At 67.4% G+C, this 19,279-nt stretch carries 18 protein-coding genes; 1 reads left to right on the forward strand and 17 read right to left on the reverse strand.

Annotation, left to right across the window (positions count from 1 at the left end):
* Nucleotides 1-158: 158 nt before the first annotated feature.
* Nucleotides 159-1,868 carry a hypothetical protein gene (locus ACIQ51_RS04265; protein ID WP_396203768.1) on the forward strand — a complete coding sequence of 570 codons (1,710 nt, stop codon included), beginning with the start codon at nucleotides 159-161 and terminating at the stop codon, nucleotides 1,866-1,868.
* Here the strand turns inward: ACIQ51_RS04265 and recN are convergent.
* From recN to ACIQ51_RS04350, 17 genes are all read right to left on the reverse strand, one after another.
* Nucleotides 1,844-3,598 (reverse strand): DNA repair protein RecN, encoded by a 1,755-nt coding sequence (gene recN, locus ACIQ51_RS04270; RefSeq protein WP_396203769.1) that lies wholly within the window; start codon nucleotides 3,596-3,598, stop codon nucleotides 1,844-1,846. The genes ACIQ51_RS04265 and recN overlap by 25 nt on opposite strands.
* 29 nt (nucleotides 3,599-3,627) lie before the next feature.
* The gene (locus ACIQ51_RS04275; RefSeq protein ID WP_396203770.1) at nucleotides 3,628-4,497 is read right to left on the reverse strand and encodes an NAD(+)/NADH kinase; all 870 of its coding nucleotides are present in this window, start codon (nucleotides 4,495-4,497) and stop codon (nucleotides 3,628-3,630) included.
* Nucleotides 4,497-6,389, reverse strand: coding sequence for a 1-deoxy-D-xylulose-5-phosphate synthase (gene dxs, locus ACIQ51_RS04280; protein WP_396203771.1), 1,893 nt, complete (start codon nucleotides 6,387-6,389; stop codon nucleotides 4,497-4,499). Before dxs ends, ACIQ51_RS04275 begins: the two co-directional genes overlap by 1 nt.
* A 66-nt stretch (nucleotides 6,390-6,455) precedes the next feature.
* On the reverse strand, nucleotides 6,456-7,370 hold the full coding sequence (locus tag ACIQ51_RS04285) for a polyprenyl synthetase family protein (protein ID WP_396203772.1): 915 nt from the start codon (nucleotides 7,368-7,370) through the stop codon (nucleotides 6,456-6,458).
* Between the two features lie 11 nt (nucleotides 7,371-7,381).
* Complete coding sequence (xseB, locus tag ACIQ51_RS04290) at nucleotides 7,382-7,603, reverse strand: exodeoxyribonuclease VII small subunit (protein ID WP_396203773.1); 222 nt, start codon at nucleotides 7,601-7,603, stop codon at nucleotides 7,382-7,384.
* On the reverse strand, nucleotides 7,600-8,856 hold the full coding sequence (gene xseA / locus ACIQ51_RS04295; protein ID WP_396203774.1) for an exodeoxyribonuclease VII large subunit: 1,257 nt from the start codon (nucleotides 8,854-8,856) through the stop codon (nucleotides 7,600-7,602). Before xseA ends, xseB begins: the two co-directional genes overlap by 4 nt.
* Nucleotides 8,857-8,868: 12 nt before the next feature.
* Nucleotides 8,869-9,762, reverse strand: a complete 894-nt coding sequence (locus tag ACIQ51_RS04300) for a bifunctional 5,10-methylenetetrahydrofolate dehydrogenase/5,10-methenyltetrahydrofolate cyclohydrolase (RefSeq protein ID WP_396203775.1) — start codon at nucleotides 9,760-9,762, stop codon at nucleotides 8,869-8,871.
* Nucleotides 9,752-11,338 (reverse strand): ribonuclease Y, encoded by a 1,587-nt coding sequence (gene rny / locus ACIQ51_RS04305; protein ID WP_396203776.1) that lies wholly within the window; start codon nucleotides 11,336-11,338, stop codon nucleotides 9,752-9,754. The genes ACIQ51_RS04300 and rny overlap by 11 nt, the downstream gene beginning before the upstream one ends.
* A 201-nt stretch (nucleotides 11,339-11,539) precedes the next feature.
* On the reverse strand, nucleotides 11,540-11,848 hold the full coding sequence (locus tag ACIQ51_RS04310) for a cell division protein ZapA (protein ID WP_396203777.1): 309 nt from the start codon (nucleotides 11,846-11,848) through the stop codon (nucleotides 11,540-11,542).
* Nucleotides 11,848-12,288: a hypothetical protein gene (locus tag ACIQ51_RS04315; protein ID WP_396203778.1), complete on the reverse strand. Its 441-nt coding sequence runs from the start codon at nucleotides 12,286-12,288 to the stop codon at nucleotides 11,848-11,850. Before ACIQ51_RS04315 ends, ACIQ51_RS04310 begins: the two co-directional genes overlap by 1 nt.
* Nucleotides 12,278-14,713 (reverse strand): phenylalanine--tRNA ligase subunit beta, encoded by a 2,436-nt coding sequence (gene pheT / locus ACIQ51_RS04320; RefSeq protein ID WP_396203779.1) that lies wholly within the window; start codon nucleotides 14,711-14,713, stop codon nucleotides 12,278-12,280. Before pheT ends, ACIQ51_RS04315 begins: the two co-directional genes overlap by 11 nt.
* Entirely contained in the window at nucleotides 14,710-15,720 is a 1,011-nt protein-coding gene (pheS, locus tag ACIQ51_RS04325; RefSeq protein WP_396203780.1) for a phenylalanine--tRNA ligase subunit alpha, read from the reverse strand. Before pheS ends, pheT begins: the two co-directional genes overlap by 4 nt.
* A 107-nt stretch (nucleotides 15,721-15,827) precedes the next feature.
* Nucleotides 15,828-16,199, reverse strand: a complete 372-nt coding sequence (rplT, locus tag ACIQ51_RS04330; RefSeq protein WP_396203781.1) for a 50S ribosomal protein L20 — start codon at nucleotides 16,197-16,199, stop codon at nucleotides 15,828-15,830.
* A 12-nt stretch (nucleotides 16,200-16,211) separates the two neighbouring features.
* On the reverse strand, nucleotides 16,212-16,409 hold the full coding sequence (gene rpmI / locus ACIQ51_RS04335) for a 50S ribosomal protein L35 (RefSeq protein ID WP_396203782.1): 198 nt from the start codon (nucleotides 16,407-16,409) through the stop codon (nucleotides 16,212-16,214).
* Nucleotides 16,410-16,487: 78 nt separating this feature from the next.
* Nucleotides 16,488-17,093, reverse strand: a complete 606-nt coding sequence (gene infC, locus ACIQ51_RS04340; protein ID WP_396203826.1) for a translation initiation factor IF-3 — start codon at nucleotides 17,091-17,093, stop codon at nucleotides 16,488-16,490.
* Nucleotides 17,094-17,283: 190 nt separating this feature from the next.
* Nucleotides 17,284-18,204 carry an MBL fold metallo-hydrolase gene (locus ACIQ51_RS04345; protein ID WP_396203783.1) on the reverse strand — a complete coding sequence of 307 codons (921 nt, stop codon included), beginning with the start codon at nucleotides 18,202-18,204 and terminating at the stop codon, nucleotides 17,284-17,286.
* Nucleotides 18,201-19,217 (reverse strand): PolC-type DNA polymerase III, encoded by a 1,017-nt coding sequence (locus ACIQ51_RS04350; RefSeq protein ID WP_396203784.1) that lies wholly within the window; start codon nucleotides 19,215-19,217, stop codon nucleotides 18,201-18,203. The genes ACIQ51_RS04345 and ACIQ51_RS04350 overlap by 4 nt, the downstream gene beginning before the upstream one ends.
* Between the last annotated feature and the right edge of the window lie 62 nt (nucleotides 19,218-19,279).

A 19,279-nucleotide genomic window follows, 5' to 3' on the forward strand; every position in this document is an offset into this window, starting at 1 on the left:
CCAGCATGCCGACGAGCATTTGCCGGCGGCGGGGAGTACGGCGGTGAACCGCAGCGCACGGGTGACGCTGTGGCACCAGCCCGACCTGTGGCTTCGTTGACGTGCCCACGGTGCCGGGCTAAGGTGCTTCACTAGGCAGTGTAATCTAGCGTGGTCCCGTGCCGACTCCGTCCCCGACCGTCTGTCCGTTGCCCATCCGAACGTCACGCTTTCCTCAGGTACCAGAAGCACTCCGTGCCGCCCTGACGCTGGTCTCTCTGGCGTTGGCAGCATCGACGTTGGCACCGCGCGCCATGGCGCAACCCGTGGCTGGGGTGGGCGACGACGCCATCCCCATCCCCCACGGCGGTTTTCGGTTTCTGGTGGGAGGCCTGTGGAACGATTACCGCGCGGTATTCGCCCCCGGAGACGGGAAGCGTGAGTTGTTCGCCACGCTGGGCACCGATCGCTTCGGCACAACGCAACTCCCGCAACTCCAAGCCGCAGAAAGCTCCATTCGCGCCCTGAGCGGCGACAGTCGTTTCTCGCTGTCGCTCGGTGCGCTCGAAGCGCAGGGCGAGGTCCGCCAGAGCATCGCGCCGTTCACGATCGACTACGGCGTCACGCGCCGGCTCTCGCTGCGTGTGCTGGTCCCTTACGTGGAGTCGCGGGACGCCACGCAGTTCATTCTGAACCGTGCTGGCCGTGGGGCGAATGTGGGCCGTAACCCCGCCTTCGTGAATGCCGCCTCGCGCGCCACCAACGGCGCCGTCCTGACGCAGATCGAAACGGCGCGTGCCGCATTGGTGGCGCAGCTCACGCGCTGCGTGAACACCACTGCCACTGGATGTGATGCCATCCGCGCCAACGTGGCGGGGGCGCAGGGGTTGGTGAATCGGGCACTGCAGACGAGCGTGCAGCTCCGCACGGTATACGGCAACGCAGAGCGCGCGGGCTCCCCGGTGGTGCCCCTCGTGAACTCCACGCAACACGCCGGTGTGCTGCGCACGATCGATGCCCTGCGCACCGATTTCGGTGCATACGGCATCACCAGCATTGCCGCCTCGGCCGCGCCGGCCGCGGCCACGACGGTCCTCGGCCCCGCGTCGATGACCACCGTGGCAAGCGATACCTCGTTTGGCGTGGGCTATGAGCGCCTGGGCGATACGCGACGTGCCGGAATCGGGGACGTCGATCTCACCGCCACCTTTCTCGTATTCGACACGTTCCAGGCCGATCAAGTGCGCCGCCTCCTGACCCCCACACGTGGCATTCGCTCGAATGTCTCGATGGGATGGCGTTTCGGGACCGCGGGAGCCGACCGTACTGAAGACGCCTTCGATGTGCCGATCGGCGAGGGCGCCAATGCGCTGCTCGTGCGCAGCACGACGGATTTGATGTTCAACCGTCGAGCGTGGGTGAGTGCCACAGTGCGGGCGGTTCACCCGATCGCGGACCGCGTCAACGTGCTGCTGCCCGACCGCGACGAGGCGACCGCTTTTCTTCCGGTCGGCAGCGCCACCGCCGCGCGGGCCCTTGGCAACCGACTGGAAGTGGAGCTCGCGCCGCGCTATGCCGTGGGACAGTTCTTCGGCGTGTCGGCGGCTTACCTGTGGCGGCACTGGGGCGCCGACCGGTTCGATGTCGCCAACGCGGAGGGCACCGCATTGGAGGCGTCGAGATGGAAAACCCCCTCTCGTTCGCTCAGCGCGGCAGCAGTCGGCGTGACCTTCTCCACGCTGGCCAGCTACACCCGGGGGCGCTCACGGTTCCCAGCCGAGGTCATCTACACACACACGACGCCACTCTCGGGGAGCGGCGGGGTTGTACCCGCCGTGTCGAGCGATCGTCTCGAGTTGCGGGTCTACACCGGCTTCCCGCGGCGCTGACGCTTCGGCGTCGCACTCGGCGTGACTTCAAGCGTTGCCCCAACATCGGCCAACGCCTGCACGTCCTCACTGCCGCGGGTAAGCAGCTCGCGGGCATGGGCGCGACTCACCTCGCGGTCTGCGTCGCCACCGAGCATGCGTGCGATCTCCACCACACGTGCGTCATCGATGACGACGGTGGTGTCGGAGGTCGTGACCGTCCCCACGGCGCTCTTGTGTACCACAATGTGATGGTGGGCGCGGGCTGCGATCTGCGCGAGGTGCGAGATGGCCAAAACCTGATGATGCGAGGCAACGCGACGCATGAGTGCGCCCACCTGCCACGCGACGGCTCCCCCGACCCCCGCATCGACTTCATCGAAGACAAGCGTGGGGACCTGCTGCAGGCGGGCGAGCACCGTGCTCAGGGCGAGCATTACGCGTGAGAGCTCGCCGCCAGACGCAATGCGCGACAGCGGCCGCATGTCGCTTCCGGCATTGAGCGCCGCCACGAAGGCCACGCTCTCCGCACCGGCCGCACCGATGGCCTCGAGCGGAGCAAGCACAACCTCCACCCGCCCCTCGCGCATCCCCAACTCGGGGAGCAGCGCCGTCACGGCGCGGGCAAACCGATGCGCCCCACGTTGCCGCAGACGCGTGAGCTCTGCCGCCGCCTCAGCGAGCGCCCCCTCCGCGGAGGCACGGGCATCCGCAATGGCGGCCAGATCAAGCGTCCCGCCATCGAGGAGGTCGAGGGCAGTGCTCGCTTCAGCCGCCGCCGCCAGCACCTCCGGCATGGTGGGACCGTACTTGCGCATCAGCGACACCAGCTGATCACGCCGCCGTTCGAGTGTCCGCAGGCGTTGCGGATCGGCCTCGATGGTTTCCGCGTAGCTCTCGAGCTCCGTGGTGAGCTCGTCGAGCGCATAAACGGCCGCATCGAAGCCGGATTGCAGTCGCTCCAGCGACGGGTCGATGCGCACGAGCGACGCGAGCGCACGGCGTACGGTGGCAAGGCGCGTCAGCGCGGCTCGGTCGTCTCCAGTGATTGCCGCGGCCGCCTGCGCGGCGAGTCCCTGGAGCTCTTCGGCGTGGGCGAGACGCCGAATGTCGGCGTCGAGCGCGTCGTCCTCGCCAATGACGGGATTGACCTCCTCGATCTCGCGCGCCACGAAGCGGAGATAGTCCGCACGCCGCATCGCGTCCTGACGACCCTGTTCGAGTTCACGTTCACGCGCGCGCAGGGCAACAAGTTGCGCATGCGCGGCCGCCACGCCGGCCCGCGCGGCATCGGCCTGCACGTAGGCGTCGAGCACCTCGCGCTGATGGTCGGCATCGACGAGCTGACGCGAATCGTGCTGACCGTGCACGCTGACGAGGCGCGCGCCGACATCGGCCAGCACGGACGCGGTCACGGCGGAGCCGTTGATCCACGCGCGCGACCGTCCGTTGGCCCCGACTTCGCGCTTGAGGACGAGCAAGTCGTCGTCGGCCTCCACGCCCCGTTCATCGAGCAGAACGCGCACCGCAGGAAGGCCACGGAGGTCGAAGACCCCTTCGACGGTTGCGCGCTCAGCCCCGGCACGCACCCGATCGGCCGCGGCCCGCTCGCCGAGCAGCATGCCGAGGGCGCCGATGATCAGCGACTTACCGGCGCCCGTCTCGCCGGTGAGCACATTGAGCCCGCCGGCGAGGGGCAAGGAGACGGTGTCGATGACGGCGACGTTGCGGATACGCAGTTCGACGAGCATCGGAGGCTACCCCGGGAAGGAAAAGACGATCAGCCCTGTTCGCCGTCGCGCTCGGAGAGACCACCCCATCCCAGCTTGCGACGCAGGCGCGTGAAGAACGTAGTACCGGGGAAGCGCACGATCTGCACCGGATTACGGGCCCGACGCACCACCAGCGTTTCACCACCGGTGAAGGTAGTGCCGACCTGCCCGTCGATCGTCACCAAGAGTTCTTCCGGCCCATCATCCGCACGCACCTTCACCTCGACCTGCGGCGGCAGCACGAGCGGCCGCATGGCCAGCGTGTGCGGCGAGACCGGCGTGAGCACGATGCTCTCGACGGTCGGGACCACAATGGGGCCACCCGCCGAGAGCGAATAGCCGGTGGAGCCGGTGGGCGTGGACACCACCAGGCCATCCGCGGAGTAGGAGCCGATCGGCTCCTCGTCGACGAATACCGTGAAGCGCACCACGCGGGCGAACCCGCCCTTGTGCAGCACCACGTCGTTGAGCGAACGCCAGCCGCATCGTTCGCGCCCGTCCCGATCGAGGGCGCACGACTCGAGCGCCATCCGCGGCTCCGACATGAAGTCGCCGCGCGCAAACCGCCGCACACCGTCCTCGAAGTCGGTGCCGCTGCAGCTCGTGAGGAACCCGAGGCGACCGAGGTTGATCCCAAGGATCGGCACGTTGTGCCCGTCGAGCCAACGCGCGCCGCGCAGCAGGGTTCCGTCGCCGCCTAGCGTAAACAGCGCCTGCACGGTCTCGGGCGCGCCAAGCCGCTCGCCCTGCTCGGCAATCTCCCAGAGCTCGTCCTCGAAGGCCAGTTCAAGCCCGAGCGCGGGGGCGATGTCGTGGAGCGTACCCAGAATGGCGGGCAGTCCGACGTAGCCGCGATGACCGATAACGCCGACGCGCATCAACCCGCCAGTGCCTCGGAAGCGTGCAGCGCGCGCACGCAATCCGCGATCCCGGCAGCGTCGAGCCCGAGCGCCGCGAGCTGCTTCTTGCGCGGAGCCGAATAGATGATCTTGTCCGGCACGCCATGCACCATGGTGCGTACGTTCGGCGCTTGCCGGCTGATGACCGTGTTGAGGAAGGCACCGAAGCCATTGATCATCACGCCTTCCTCGACGGTCAGGATGTGCGTGTGTTCGGCGAGGATCGCGGCGAGGGTGACTTCGTCGTACGGCTTGATGTAGCGGCAGTTGACCACCGTCACATCAAGGCCTTCTGCCGCGAGCGCGGCGGCCGCCTCGACCGACGGCAGCACCATCGTGCCGGTGGCAAGGATCGCGACGTCCCTGCCCTTCCGCAGGACTTCCCACGTGGCGTACGGCGTGGCCGGGATATCGCGCATCGACACCGGCACATCCGGCGACGCATCGCGCGGGTACCGCAGGCAGAAGGGGCCATCGGTGTGTTCGACGCCGGCGCGCACCAGCCCGAGCATCTCCGTGCCGTCCTTGGGCGCCGTGACGGTCATATTGGGGACGGTGAGCATGTACGAGATGTCGTAGAGGCCCATATGCGTTTCACCATCCTCGCCCACCAACCCGGCGCGATCCATCGCGAACACCACGGGCAGCTTCTGCAGCGCCGCGTCGTGAATGATGTTGTCGTAGCCGCGCTGGAGGAACGTGGAGTAAATCGTCACGATGGGTCGCACGCCGCGCGTCGCGAGCCCCGACGCAAAGGTCACGCCGTGGCCTTCGGCGATCCCCACATCGAAGAAGCGCTCGGGGTACGCCTTCGCGAAGGCCGCAGTCCCGGTGCCACCGGGCATGGCCGCCGTAATGACGGCCACATCGGCGCGTTCAGCGGCGAGTTCAACGAGCCCTTTGCCATACACAGCCGTGTAGGCCGGGTTGCCCGCCGACACGCTGAGCTGCTTGCCGGTGGAGGGATCATGGCCGGGGGGCAGCGCGTGCCACTTCTCCCCGTGCTCACCGGCGGGAAAGCCCTTGCCCTTCTGCGTGATCACGTGGACCAAGCGCGGCGTATTCATGTCGCGCACCGCCGAGAAGGTGTCCATCAACGCATCGATGTCGTGTCCGTCGATGGGGCCGAAATAGCGGAAGCCCAACTCCTCGAAAAGAACGCCCGGGGTGAGGAACGACTTCACGCTTTCTTCCCACTTCCGGAGCAGCGTGCCAGCCGACTGAAACGGGCCTGGGGCATGATCGACGATATCGCCGATGCGGGAGCGCAGCCGGTTGTACAGCGGGTTGCGCTGGATGCTCGTGAGGTACTTGTGCATGGCGCCGACATTGGGCGCGATCGACATTTCATTGTCGTTGAGCACAACGATGATGTCGCGATCCGAGTGGCCGGCGTTGTTGAGTCCCTCATACGCAAGACCGGAGCCGAGCGAGCCATCACCGATCACGGCGACGGCCTTGAACGTCTCGCCCATCACGTCACGACCGGCGGCCATACCGAGCGCCGCTGAAATGGCGGTGGCCGCATGGCCGGCACCGAACGTGTCGTACTCGCTCTCCGTGCGCTTGAGAAAACCCGACAGCCCACCTTCCTGTCGCAACGTTTCCATGCGGTCGTTGCGCCCCGTGAGGAGCTTGTGCGGGTACCCCTGGTGCCCTACGTCCCACACGATCTGGTCGGTGGGGGTATCGAAGGCCGCATGCAGGGCGATGGTGAGCTCCACAACGCCGAGACCGGCGCCGATATGACCACCGGTGCGCGAGCACACGTCGATCAGCCGCTCCCGCATGTCCTGCGCGAGCGTGCGCAGTTCGTCACGGGAGAGACGACGAACATCGGCGGGAGACTTGATGCCTTCGAGGATGGACATGAAAAAGTCGGATGGAATGCGGTACGACCCAGACAACCAGGAATGAACGCGGGAACGGCCGCCGGTCTACGACCGGCGTTCCACGATGTAGCGGGCCAGCTGTTCCAGCGCAGGGGTGAGCAGCCCTTCGCCATGGAGGGCCGCGCACCCATCTTCTACCAACGCAACGGCCCGCCCGATCGCTCCCTCGACGCCCAGCAGCGCCGGATAGGTGCTCTTGTGCAGATCGAGGTCCCGAGCCGCTGTTTTGCCCAACTGATCCGTCGTGGCGGTTATGTCGAGCACGTCGTCCGCAATCTGGAACGCCAGACCGATCGACGCGCCGTACCGGGCCAGGGCCAGCCGACGTGATGCCGGGGCCAAGGCGGCACGCGCGCCCAGCGTGACCGACGCCATGATCAGCGCGCCGGTCTTGAGCCGGTGCACCTGCTCAAGCGATGCGAGGGTAAGCTGTTCGCCCTCGCCCTCGAGATCGAGAAGCTGTCCCCCAATCATACCGCCGCCGCCGGAGGCGTCCATCAACTCCCGCACGATGTCCGCGGATACCGCGGCCGACAGCCCGAGCGCCTGCGCCGAATGCCAGGCACTGCGCGCCGCGAGCGGGACCATCGCCAGGCCGGCCGCCGTGGCCACCGGCACCCCATAGACCCGATGCACCGTGGGGCGGCCGCGGCGCACGTCGTCGTCATCCATGCACGGCAGGTCATCGTGTACCAGCGAGTACGCGTGCACCACCTCTACCGAGGCGGCCAGATCGAGGGCATTGCCTGTCCCGCCGCATGCCCGGTAAGCCTCCAACAGCAGGATCGCCCGTAGCCGCTTGCCCTCGCCCAGCAAGGCGTAGCGGATCGCCTCGGCGGTGAGCGGCGCAATGTCGCCAAGCCAGCGCGCACAGTAGCCATCGAGGGCCCGCTGGACGGCCACCCGTTCGGCTGCGAACGCGCGCGCCGTGTCTTCCGACATCACAGAAGTTCCAGTCACGGCTCTGGCGGTCAGGATCCGAATTCAACGAGCGAGAATGAACCATCGGCCGCTTCCACCAGCTGCTGCACACGCGCGTCGACGGTCTTGAGCGCCGCACCGGCGGTTCGCAGATGCAGGATCCCCTCCTCGAAAAGGCGCAGCGCCTGCTCGAGATCGAGTTCATTGCGCTCGAGGTCGCGGACGATCTCTTCCAGTCGATTGAGCGACTGTTCGAAGGTCGGTTCCGTCATGCGTCGTCCTCCTCGGTGGAAACGTCCGGCACGACCGTGGTGGGATCGCCCATGCCGTTCGGCAGCGGCCGCGCGTCTCCGGCGGTCACCGCCACGATGCCGTCGCGCAGCCACAGATCAAACGGCGCGCCGGGTACAAACTGCGTGTAACTGCTCAAAGTAGCGCCCGCGGGCGTTCGCGCCACCGCGAAGCCTCTGGCGAGGGTGCTCAGCGGGGACAAGGCGTGCAGCTGCCCCGCGAGGGTCTCGGTGCGGCCACGGCGCCGTTCGACGAGCCGGGACGCCGCCGCCCCGAGGCGCTTGCGGACCTGGGACAACGCCGTACCGGCCCGATCCTCGCGCCGCCGCGCTGCGGCGGCAAGCCGCTTCCCGAGGGCATCGACCCGCGCCGCCAGTTCGCGACGCGACGGCACGGCCATCTCCGCCGCGGCCGACGGGGTCGCGGCTCGCACGTCCGCCACGAGGTCAGCGATGCTGATATCCGTTTCGTGGCCCACCGCTGAAATCGTGGGCACCGGACACCCGGCCAGGGCACGCGCCACCCGCTCGTCGTTAAAGGCCCAGAGGTCCTCCCGAGACCCGCCGCCACGCCCGATGATCAGCAAATCTGCGTCACGCCAGCGTCCGAGCCGCAGGATCGCCGCGATCAGGGACTCGGGAGCGCCCTCGCCCTGCACCGTGGCCGGGATGAGCACCACCTCGACCTCCGCACTGCGGCTGCGGGCGACGGTGATGATGTCGTGCAGCGCCGCACCATCGGGACTGGTGATGACGGCAATACGACGCGGGTGGGCTGGGAGCGCGCGCTTGCGCGCCGGGTCGAGCAGGCCATCCTTCTCAAGGCGGAGTCGGGTCTGCTCGAGCGCCTTCTGCCAGAGCCCATCCCCCTCCGCCTCAAGGGCGCTCACGCTGAACTGGAGGTCGCCCCGCACCGGCCATACCGTCATCTGCCCCAGTGCCAGCACCTGCATCCCCTCGTCGGGCGGCCCGGGAAGGCGCCGAGCCGCCGAGCTCCAGATCACGCAGTTGACCTGCGCCTCGGCATCGCGGAGGGAGAAGTACCAATGCCCGTTACGGTGCGCCTTGAAGTTGGTGACTTCGCCACGCACCCAGAGCGGTGGGAAGGCCCCTTCGATGAGGTCCTTCGCCGCCGTGGTCAGGGTACGCACCGCGATGGCGGACTCGGGAGCGCCCCCGGGAGCCGCGTCGGATGGCACGGGCGGACCGTAGCCGCTGGTGCGACGCGATGCCATGCCCGTCTCCGGTCAGCGTGACACGGCGAGCGTGCGTTCCGCCGCACGCACCGTGTTGCGCAACAACATAGCAATGGTCATCGGTCCCACGCCGCCCGGGACGGGCGTGATCTTGCCGGCCACCTCGACGGCGCTCGCGAAGTGCACATCGCCGCAGAGCCGTGTCCCCGAGGCCCTCGTGGCGTCGGGCTTCGTGTTCATCCCGACATCGATCACCACGGCGCCCGGCTTGATCATGTCGCCCGTGATCATCTCGGCGCGACCGATGGCGGCGATCAGGATATCGGCGCGACGGGTATGGAAGGCGAGATCCCGCGTGCGGCTGTGGCACACCGTGACCGTCGCATCACCGCCGGCACGTCCCTGCACCAGCAGTGCCGCCATCGGCTTTCCCACAATGTTGCTCCGCCCGACAATCACGGCTTCGGCGCCACGGGTGTCCACACCACTGCGCACGAGCAGTTCAATCACGCCGGCCGGAGTGCAGGAGACGAAGCCATCGGTGTGGCCGATGAGCAGCTTGCCGACGTTGACCGGGTGAAACCCGTCCACGTCCTTCTCGGGAAGGATATGGCGGATCACGGTGTCCGGATCGATGTGCTTCGGCAGCGGCATCTGCACGAGAATGCCATGCACCGACGGATCGGCGTTGAGCCGCTCAACCACCAGGAGCAGCTCGGCCTGCGTGGTGGAGGCGGGCATGCGGATGGTCTCACCCTGCATCCCGGCCGCCTTCGAGGCCTTTTCTTTTGCCCCGACGTACGTGGCACTCGCGCTGTCGTCGCCGACCAGCACGACGGTGAGCCCGGGGACCACGCCACGCGCTGTCAGCGCCGCCACGTCGGCGGCCACCTCGTGGCGGATCGTTTCCGCAATGGCTTTTCCATCGATCAGTTCAGCGCGCAAAGTCCACCGCCCGGCTTTCACGGATGACCACGACCTTGATCTGGCCGGGATATTGGAGTTCCGACTCGATGCGGCGCGCGATTTCCTCCGACATGGCCGTCATGCGAGCATCGTCGACCTGCTCGGGCGTCACCACCACCCGGACCTCCCGCCCGGCCTGAATGGCGAAGACCCGCTCCACCCCCCGATAGCTCGACGCGATCTTCTCGAGCCCCTCCAGGCGCTTGACGTAGGTCTCGAACGCTTCCCGGCGGGCACCCGGGCGCGACCCCGAGATACCGTCGGCGGCCTGCACGAGCACGGACACCTCGCTCTCATGGGGCACGTCATCGTGATGGGCGGCGATGCAATTCACCACCAGCGGGTTCTCCCCATACTTGGTCGCGACTTCCACGCCGAGCTGCACGTGCGTGCCCTCGTGTTCGTGGGTGAGCACCTTGCCGATGTCGTGCAACAGCGCGCCGCGCTTCGCGAGCGCCACGTCGAGGCCGAGTTCAGCGGCCATCATCCCCGCGAGCCACGCCACTTCCTTGCTGTGTGCGAGAATGTTCTGACCGTAGCTGGTACGCCAGCGCATGCGACCGACCAGCTTGATCAGCTCCGGGTGCAGTCCCGTAACGCCTACATCATAGGCTGCCTGCTCGCCGGTCTCGATAATGGCGGCATCGACTTCCTTGCGGGCCTTGGCCACGACTTCTTCGATGCGCCCCGGATGAATGCGTCCGTCGGTCACCAGCTTCTCAAGCGCGAGACGGGCCGTTTCGCGACGAACCGGATCGAAACACGACACCACCACCGTATCCGGCGTGTCGTCAATGATCACGTCCACGCCGGTCGCCAGCTCGAACGCGCGGATGTTGCGCCCTTCGCGGCCGATAATGCGCCCCTTCATCTCGTCGTTCGGGAGTGACACCGCCGACACGGTGGTCTCGGCCGTGGTCTCAGCCGCCACGCGCTGGACCGCGAGCGCCACGATCTTGCGCGCCTCGCGGTCAGCGTTGCGTTTCGCACTCTCGCGGATCTCGCGGAGTCGGCTGGCCGCATCGGCCAGTGCCTCCTCTTCCAGACGCCGCACCAGTTCGGCCTTGGCCTGATCGGCGCTCAATCCCGCAAGCTGCTCAAGCCGGCGGCGCTCGTCGCCAATGAGCCGCTCCAGATCCTGCTCACGTGCCGTCGACGCCAGCTCGCGCTGGCCGAGTTCCTTGCCGCGGCGCTGGAGCTCCTGCTCGCGGGCTTCCAGCGACTCGCGTGCCCGATCGATCTGCGTCTCCCGCTCGGTGACCCGCTTCTCCTCGCGTTCCACGTCGGCCCGGCGCCCGCGGAGCTCCTGCTCGTGGGTCTCGCGGAGCAGCAGGAGCTCCTCCTTGCCCGCCACCACGGCGCCCTTGCGGATCGTTTCCGCTTCGCGGCGCGCCTCGTCGACCACCCGAGCCGCCGTTTCCTCTGCCGTGGCCTTGGCCCGCTGTTGGGCGCTCAGTTCGATGGCACGGCCGGACTGCCGCCCCACGAAGAATGCAACGCCAGCCACAACCACACCCACGGCGCTGATGAGCGCCGCCAGGGACAGTTCTCCCATGGGGATATATACTCCACCGCGCGCCGCGCGGGTTGGATCGTGAGCCCCTCGATCTATGAAGGCGGTCAGCTCACCGCCGTGCACGGCAGCCGGTTCGTCAGGCGCACGACCAAGCGCGACGAAACCGGCAGACCTGCACTCCGAAGGCCGACCCTGAGAACGTATGGCTCGACGGTAGGTGCCGCAACAGGGGCGCCCCGATTACGCCGCGCCCGGCTCCTCTCCGCGCTTGGCAGGTGGCAGTAGCGGCCGGATATCGGCGGCCAGCTGCTTCATGTCGTTGGTCAGCGACTCCATGGCCACGTGCTCACGAAAGAGCTCATCGGTAACCTGCAGGGCGGCGAGGATCGCCGCCTTCTGCGTTTCCATGGTCGAGGACCCGGAGAGGATCGCCCGGATCGTCCGGTCCACGTGCTCGGCCACCGCCTTGGTGTGCTCCGGCGAGGCCTCGGTGCGCAAGGTGTATTCCTCGCCCAAGATCCGCACCTTCACGACTGCCCGGATGTCCATCAACGTTCGGCTCCCTGTCCGACCTGCTGGCGAAGGAATCGCACCCGCTCGGTCAACTGCGCCGTCCGCTCCCGTGCGTCCTGCAGACGTGCGCGGAGGCGCTCATTCTCGCGGGCCAGTTGCTGATCTCGCGCTTCAGGGGTCGCCTTCGCCGCCAGGTCGGCAAAGGCCGTCGTGACCCGCTGTACCTCGTCGCGGGCCACCTCCAGCTGCGCCTCGACGGAACGTGCCCGCGACACGGCCGCATCACGCGCCGCCTGCGCGTCCGCCGCCTGTTCGCGCACCTCATCGAGCTTGCCCTGGAGACCGGCAAGAATCTGTTCGACCTCACGGGTACGCGACTCCGCGGCAAGCGCCCGCCGGCGGAAGCCCGCCAGCTGGTCACTCAGATTGCGAACGAGCGTATCGAGCTCGCGAAAGGCAACGACGTCAGGACGCACGTGGACGGATACCGAGTTCCTTGTCGAGGATGTCGAGCAGGCGTACCCGACGCCCGTCAATCTCCTTGTCCCGCAGGGTGCGCTCCGGATGGCGCCACGTCAACCGCCAAGCGAGGCTGCGCACGCCGGCGGGGATGCCCTGACCGCGGAACTCGTCGAACAGCGTGACCTGCTCCAGCAGTTCCCCGCCCGCCTCGCGCAAAACGGTCTCCACGGCCGCGGCACTCGTGCCATCGGGCACCAGTAGCGCCAGATCGATCTCCGCAGCCGGTGTGACCGGCAACGGCGTGTAGCGCACGGCGCGCGTGGCGCCGGACTCGCGGACAGCGGGCGCATGGGCCGCCTGCCCCGGCGCGGCAATGTCATCGGAGGACAGGACGCCGAGCGTCAGTTCGACCCCCCAGGCGTCACTGGCCCACACCGGACGATCGAGCGACACCGCCTCAACCTGCCCGACCCGCCCGAGTCCCTCCACATGCACCTGCCACATCACCGGCGCGTCGCCAGCGACGAAGCGCACAGCACGCCCGGGGAACGCGGCTGACGCCATGCGGTCAGCCAGCTCCTTCGCATCCCAGATGTCGAACGCGGGTGGGTTGGGATCGGTGAAATGCGCCGGACGACGCGCTCCCATGAGCAGCGCCCCCACGCGCATTTCCTCGAGCGGCAAACGCGAGGCACGCGACGTGAAGGTATTGCCCACCTCAAACAACCGAAGGTTGCCCTGCATGCGCGACAAGTTGTACTCGGCGCGACGCGCCAGCGTGTCGAGCACCGACGCGCGAAGATACGGCTCGTCGTCCGCCAAGGGGTTGCGTACGCGTGGCGTGTGTTCGTTGCCAGTCGCCGTGAACGGCATCGGTCGCGTTTCGGCGAGGCCGAGCCCAACGAGCACATCGCGCACCCGACGCGACGCCAGGTGCAGCGGATGATCAGGTGCCGTCCCCGGACGGAACGGCCGCAATTCATCGGGGAGCGCATCAAAACCGATGAGCCGCGCCACTTCCTCGATGAGATCCACTTCGAGCACAAGGTCATGACGCCACGTAGGGGCCGTTACCGCCAACGCGTCACCGGCATCCGCCACCCCACAACCCAGCGATTCGAGACGGCGCACGATCTCCGCCCGATCGACCGTCATGCCGAGCAAGCGGGCCAAGCGCGCCGGACGCAGCGCCACAGGCGATCGCGGGGCCGGCGCCGAACCCACATCGAGGATCTCCACCACCTCACCGCCGGCCACTTGCACGATCAACGCCGCCGCGAGGCGCGCGACGTCCTGGGTGTTGCCGGCATCGATCCCGCGCTCGTAGCGATAGCCCGCATCGGTGTTGAGCCCCACGGCCTTGCGGACGCGGCGTACAAACTTCGCATCGAAGACCGCGACTTCGAGCAGCACGTCGGTGGTGCCTTCCGTGACCTCGCTGTCGCGCCCCCCCATGACACCGGCCAACGCCACGGGCGCCGCCCCGTCACAGATACAGGTGGTGCCGCCAGCGAGCGCCCGTTGCTGTCCATCGAGCGTCACGATCGATTCACCGTCGCGGGTGGGACGCACGACGATCGCCCCGCCGGACAGCTTGGCGAGATCGAAGGCGTGCACGGGCTGCCCGAAGCCATGCAGCACGTAATTGGTCGCATCCACCACGTTGCTGATGCTGCGCGCCCCGATCCCGTCGAGCCGTGCCCGCAGCCAGTCGGGGCTGGGGCCCACCTTCACCCCGCGGACGATCACGGCCACATAGCGCGGGCAGCTGTGCGCATCATCGATCGTCACGCTGGCGTGCGTACCGCGAGCCGCCTGGCCCCCGGTGATCGCAGGCAGCGTGGAGAGTGCTCCCGTGAGATCGACCGGTACGACTGAGAGTGGCCTGCCCGTAATCGCAGCGACTTCGCGCGCCACGCCCAGGTGCGAGAGGAGATCGGGACGATTGGGCAGCACGTCGAGGTCGAGGCGAGCGTCCGCCATCGGAATCACCTCGAGCAGCGGCGTACCGGGCGCGGCCTCGGTATCCAGCGCGAGAATGCCATCGTGCTCGTCACCGAGGCCAAGCTCACGCGACGAACAGAGCATGCCGTTCGACGTTTCCCCGCGGATCTTCCGCTTCTCGATCTTGAGCCCGTTGGGCATCACCGTACCGGTGCGCGCAAACGGATACTTGGTGCCGGCCACCACATTGGGGGCGCCGCACACCACCTCGAGGAGCGTCCCACTGCCGTCGTCGACCTTGGTCACCCACAGGTGATCGGAGTTGGGATGACGCCCGGCTTCCACAACCTGCGCCACCACGAAGGAGGCGAGCTGGGTGCCGAGCGCTTCGATCCCATCGAGCGTGACGCAGTGGCGGCTGAGCGCCTCACCCACGTCCTGCGCCGTGCGGGTGTGCGGAACGAACTGCTTGAGCCATTCGTGCGAGACGATCATCGAGCGAACTGCTCCAGGAAACGGACGTCGGAGTCGTAGAGAGTGCGGATGTCGTTGACGCCGTAGCGCGACATGGCGATGCGCGCCGGGCCCATACCGAAGGCCCAGCCGGTGTACTTCTCACTGTCGAGCCCTGCCGCCTCGATCACGTTGGGATGGACCATACCACATCCGAGGATTTCGACCCAGCGAAGCCCCTTGCCATCGCCGAGATCGACCTCGACGTCCATCTGCGCGCCGGGTTCGACGAACGGAAAGTACGACGGCCCGAAGCGCACTCGGCGCGACGCCCCGTAGAAGCGGCGCGCAAACTCCGCGAGCGTGGCCTTGAGGTCCACGAAACTCACGCCTTCGTCGATGGCCAGCCCTTCGAGCTGCATGAACGCCGGCGCGTGTGTGGCATCGAAGAAGTCGCGGCGATACACCTGACCGGGCGCGAGGACACGCACCGGGGGCGCAAAGCGCTGCAGCGTGCGGACCTGCACCGGTGAGGTGTGCGTGCGCAACAGCGTATCGTCGCCGAGATAGAGCGTGTCGTGCAACTCCATCGCCGGATGGTCGGCGGGAAAATTGAGCGCGCCGAAGTTGTACCACTCCGTCTCCGCTTCAGGCCCGAGGGCGATGGTGAAGCCGAGTTCGCGGAAGATCTCGCAGATCTCGTCGATCACCAGCGTCACCGGATGCAGCGAGCCGCGCCACGAGCGGCGGGCCGGCATGGTGCCATCGACGCTCGCGGTGCCCGAGGTGGCAGCCTGTCGGGCACCGAAGGCATCGAGCGCGTCCTGGAGGGCCGTCTTGAGGCTGTTGAAGGCGCCGCCGGCGGCCCGCCGGTCTTCGGCAGGCAGCGCGCGCAACGCCCCTTGCAGCTCCGCAAGCCGCTCGTCCTTGAGCGCATTGAGCTGCCCCTTGGCCACATCGAGTCGCGTGGCGGGATCGAGCCCGTCGAGGAGCGCCCGGCACGCCTGCGCGAGCGCATCGGCCTGAGCGAGGTAATCGGAGAGGATCACGAGGAGAATCGGAGAACGGGAGCACGAAGGGCCGGCATCTTTCGACGCCGGCCCTCGCAATTTAACGACCGTGAGCCGCCGCGTGGCGGCACGCGGGGCCCATCGACTTACGCAGCCGCCTGGGCTTCGAGCGCCTTGCGGGCCTGCTCGGCGATGGCGGCGAACGCCTCGGGCTCACGCACCGCGAGATCGGCAAGCACCTTGCGATCGATTTCGAGACCGGCGGCGTGGAGACCGTTGATGAAGGCGCTGTACGACATGGAGTGCGTGCGCGCGGCGGCGTTGATACGCACGATCCAGAGGCGACGGAAGTCGCGCTTCTTCGCCTTACGGTCGCGGTAGGCGTAGCGCCAGCCGCGCTCCACGGTTTCCTTGGCAGCTTTCCAGAGCTTGGACCGGCCACCAAAGGCACCCTTGGCGTGCTTGAGGATCTGCTTCTTGCGCTTGAGACGAACGACGTTGGACTTGACGCGTGGCATAGTAGGAGATCCTCAGGCCAGGATGAGACGCTTGATACGCTTCGCTTCGCCGTTCGTCTCAACGATCGCCGGGCGACGGAGATTACGCTTCCGCTTGGACGTCTTCTTGGTCAGGATGTGGCTCTTGTAGGCCTTCAGGCGCCGCACCTTCCCCGATCCCGTTACGGAGAAGCGCTTCTTGGCGCCGCTGTGGGTCTTCATCTTCGGCATGTTTTACTCACGTCAGCGGTCAACCACCCCATGTGGGGCAGCCCTACGTCGGATCACGCGCTGATCACCCGGAGGTGATCACTTGGGCGCGAGGATCATCGTCATCGACTTTCCTTCCATGGCGGGCGCGCTCTCGGTCTTCGCCAGATCGGCCAGTTCCTGAGCCACGCGTTCCACGACTGCCTTACCAAGCTCGGGGTGGGCGATCTGACGGCCTCGAAACATCAGCGTCACCTTCACCTTGTTGCCTTCCTCGAGGAATCGCCGCGCGTGGCGGGTTTTCGTCTCGAAGTCGTGATCATCGATCCCGGGGCGGTACTTGACCTCCTTGAGATGGATCACGTGCTGCTTCTTCTTCGCGAGTCGGGCTTGCTTGGCCTGTTCGAACTTGAACTTGCCGTAGTCCATGATGCGGACTACGGGCGGCCGAGCAGCCGCCGCCACTTCAACGAGATCGAGCCCCAGCTCCTGCGCCATGGACAATGCGGCGTCCACTTCGAGGATACCCAGCTGACTGCCGTCGGCACCGATCACGCGAACGGGGCTGATCCGGATTTGCCGGTTCACCCGTGGCGGACGCTTCGTCGAATCCTGAATAGTGCGTACTCCGGTGGAAGAAACAGAAAAACGCGGACCCCTGTGAGGAGCCCGCGTCGCAAACGGCGTACCCGCCCGTAGACGCACGTGTGCGTGTACCGGGGAGCCGGCTTCGATGGACTCCAGCAGCACACCTCCGCCGGACGAACCGGTCGAGAGGGCCGAAGGGTGGGCCCGGCTTCGATGCCGGACCACTTGCTCGATTTTGGCGGCCCACCGATGAACGGTTGGCCAAGACACTCGCAACAGGGGAAAGGTAGGCGGCTGGGGCCGGAGGTCAACCCCCCTGCGAGTCCGCCAGCCGATATGCCTTGCCATCGTGGGCCACTCGCCCGAAGCCCACCTGTGCATCGTGTTCGAACACCACCACCCACTCTTCGCGCAGCGCGTTGGCAAGCAGCGTCCGCTTGGACTCGAGCGTCACCAGCGGTTCCACGTCGTACCCCATGATCCAGGGGAGCGGAAGGTGGTGCGCCGTGGGAACCACGTCGCCCAGAAAGCAAAGCGTCTCCCCGCCCGACCGCAGCAGCACACTCTGATGGTGGGGCGTGTGCCCGGGTGTCGGGAGCACCGACAGCCCGGGGAGCACCTCCGCCGCGCCCGACACCAAATCGAATCGGTCCGCCGCCATGATCGGCGCCCAGTTGGGGGGAAAGTAGCTGGCCATGGTGCGCTCATTCGGGCGCATCGCGTACTCGAACTCCCCCTGTTGCACGAGGTAGCGCGCGTTGGGGAACGCCGCGTGCACCTCGCCCGTGGGCGTCCGCCACGTATTGCCGCCGGCATGATCGAAATGCAGGTGTGTGTTGATTACGAGCGACACGTCCTCCGGGGTATGCCCGGCCTGCCGGATGCCATCCTCAAGCGCCGTCCGCCCGTCGCGGCCGCGGTTCTCGATCCCGTAGATGTCGTGGAACTTGGGCGTTTCCTTGTTGCCCGACCCGGTATCGATCAGCACCAGCCCGTGGGGATGCTCGATCAGCAGGCACCGCATCCCCATGGCAATCCGGTTCTTGTCGTCGGCCGGTAGACGCCGCGACCAAAGGGTCTTGGGGACGACCCCGAACATGGCCCCGCCGTCGAGCTGTTGCCCGCCGGCCTGGATCGCATGCACGGTGACGGAGCCAATGGAACGGGTCTCGACCAGCGGCTGCGGGAACGGATACACGGGGAACGGGGCGTCGGACGAATCGCTCACGCGGAGGAATCCTCTTGGACAGGAAGGGGAAAAGCCCGACGCCGACGGTCGCTGGCCGTGCGGCGACGCCGGGACGCCGGCGAGTTCACGAGGGCATCGAGCTCGGCCCACGTACGCACGCCGTCGCGCTCGGCAATGATCAACATGCGACACAACGCCTGCGCGGTCGCCACGGCGTCGCCAGCGGCCCGGTGCCGGGCTTCAATGGCAATCCCGAAATGATGCGTGAGGTGGTCGAGCGAACGGCGCGAGAGCTCCGGCAGCAGCACCCGGGCCAGCCGCACCGTGCACAACCGCGGGCCGGACAATTCATGCCCCACCCCGCGACGGATCTCTTCACTGACGAAACGCCAGTCGAAGCTGGCGTTGTGGGCCACGAACACGCTCCCCGCCAAGCGCGCCAGCACCTGATCGGCCACGTGCCGAAAACGGGGTTGATCGCGGACCATTTCCCACGAAATCTGGGTGAGCGCCGTGATGTACGGGGGAATGGGTCGTTCGGGATTGACCAGTTGGCTGTACACGTCGATCACCGCGCCGCCACGGACCGTGGCGATTGCGATCTCGGTGATGCGATCGTCCCCTGCCGCCCGTGTCCCCGTCGTTTCAACGTCGACCACCGAGAAGGTGATGTCTCGTAGTGAGGGGCCCGGATCGTCAGGCGCCGACTCGGGTGCGGCGAAGGCGCCGGTGGCGGGTGCGCCAGCGACCATGATCCCGGAAGGTCCACGGACGTCAGGCGCCGACGCCGACGCAAGCGCCCAGTGCCCTGATGGCAGCCGAATGAACTCGGGGTGACTCCCCAGCAGCGCCTGCGCCATGCGTTCGGCAGCATCGGCCTGCAGCCGCTCGACCTGACAAACCTCACGCATGAGGGTCACGGCGTCGAGGGGCCCCTGAGCGAGGCGTCGCGCCGCGCGGCCCGACAGGGTGGTGGGGCGCGGCGACGCGGTGGTGCCGAATGGGCGGGCACCGGCGGCGGGGGCGCGCTCAGGGGAAGAGAAACCAGTCACCTGCGCAAGATAGCAGCAGCGCGAACCATGCCGCTGGTATTGCCGTCGGCGATGTCCTACTA

It is taken from the genome of Gemmatimonas sp., from assembly GCF_044344655.1.
Lineage (GTDB): Bacteria > Gemmatimonadota > Gemmatimonadetes > Gemmatimonadales > Gemmatimonadaceae > Gemmatimonas.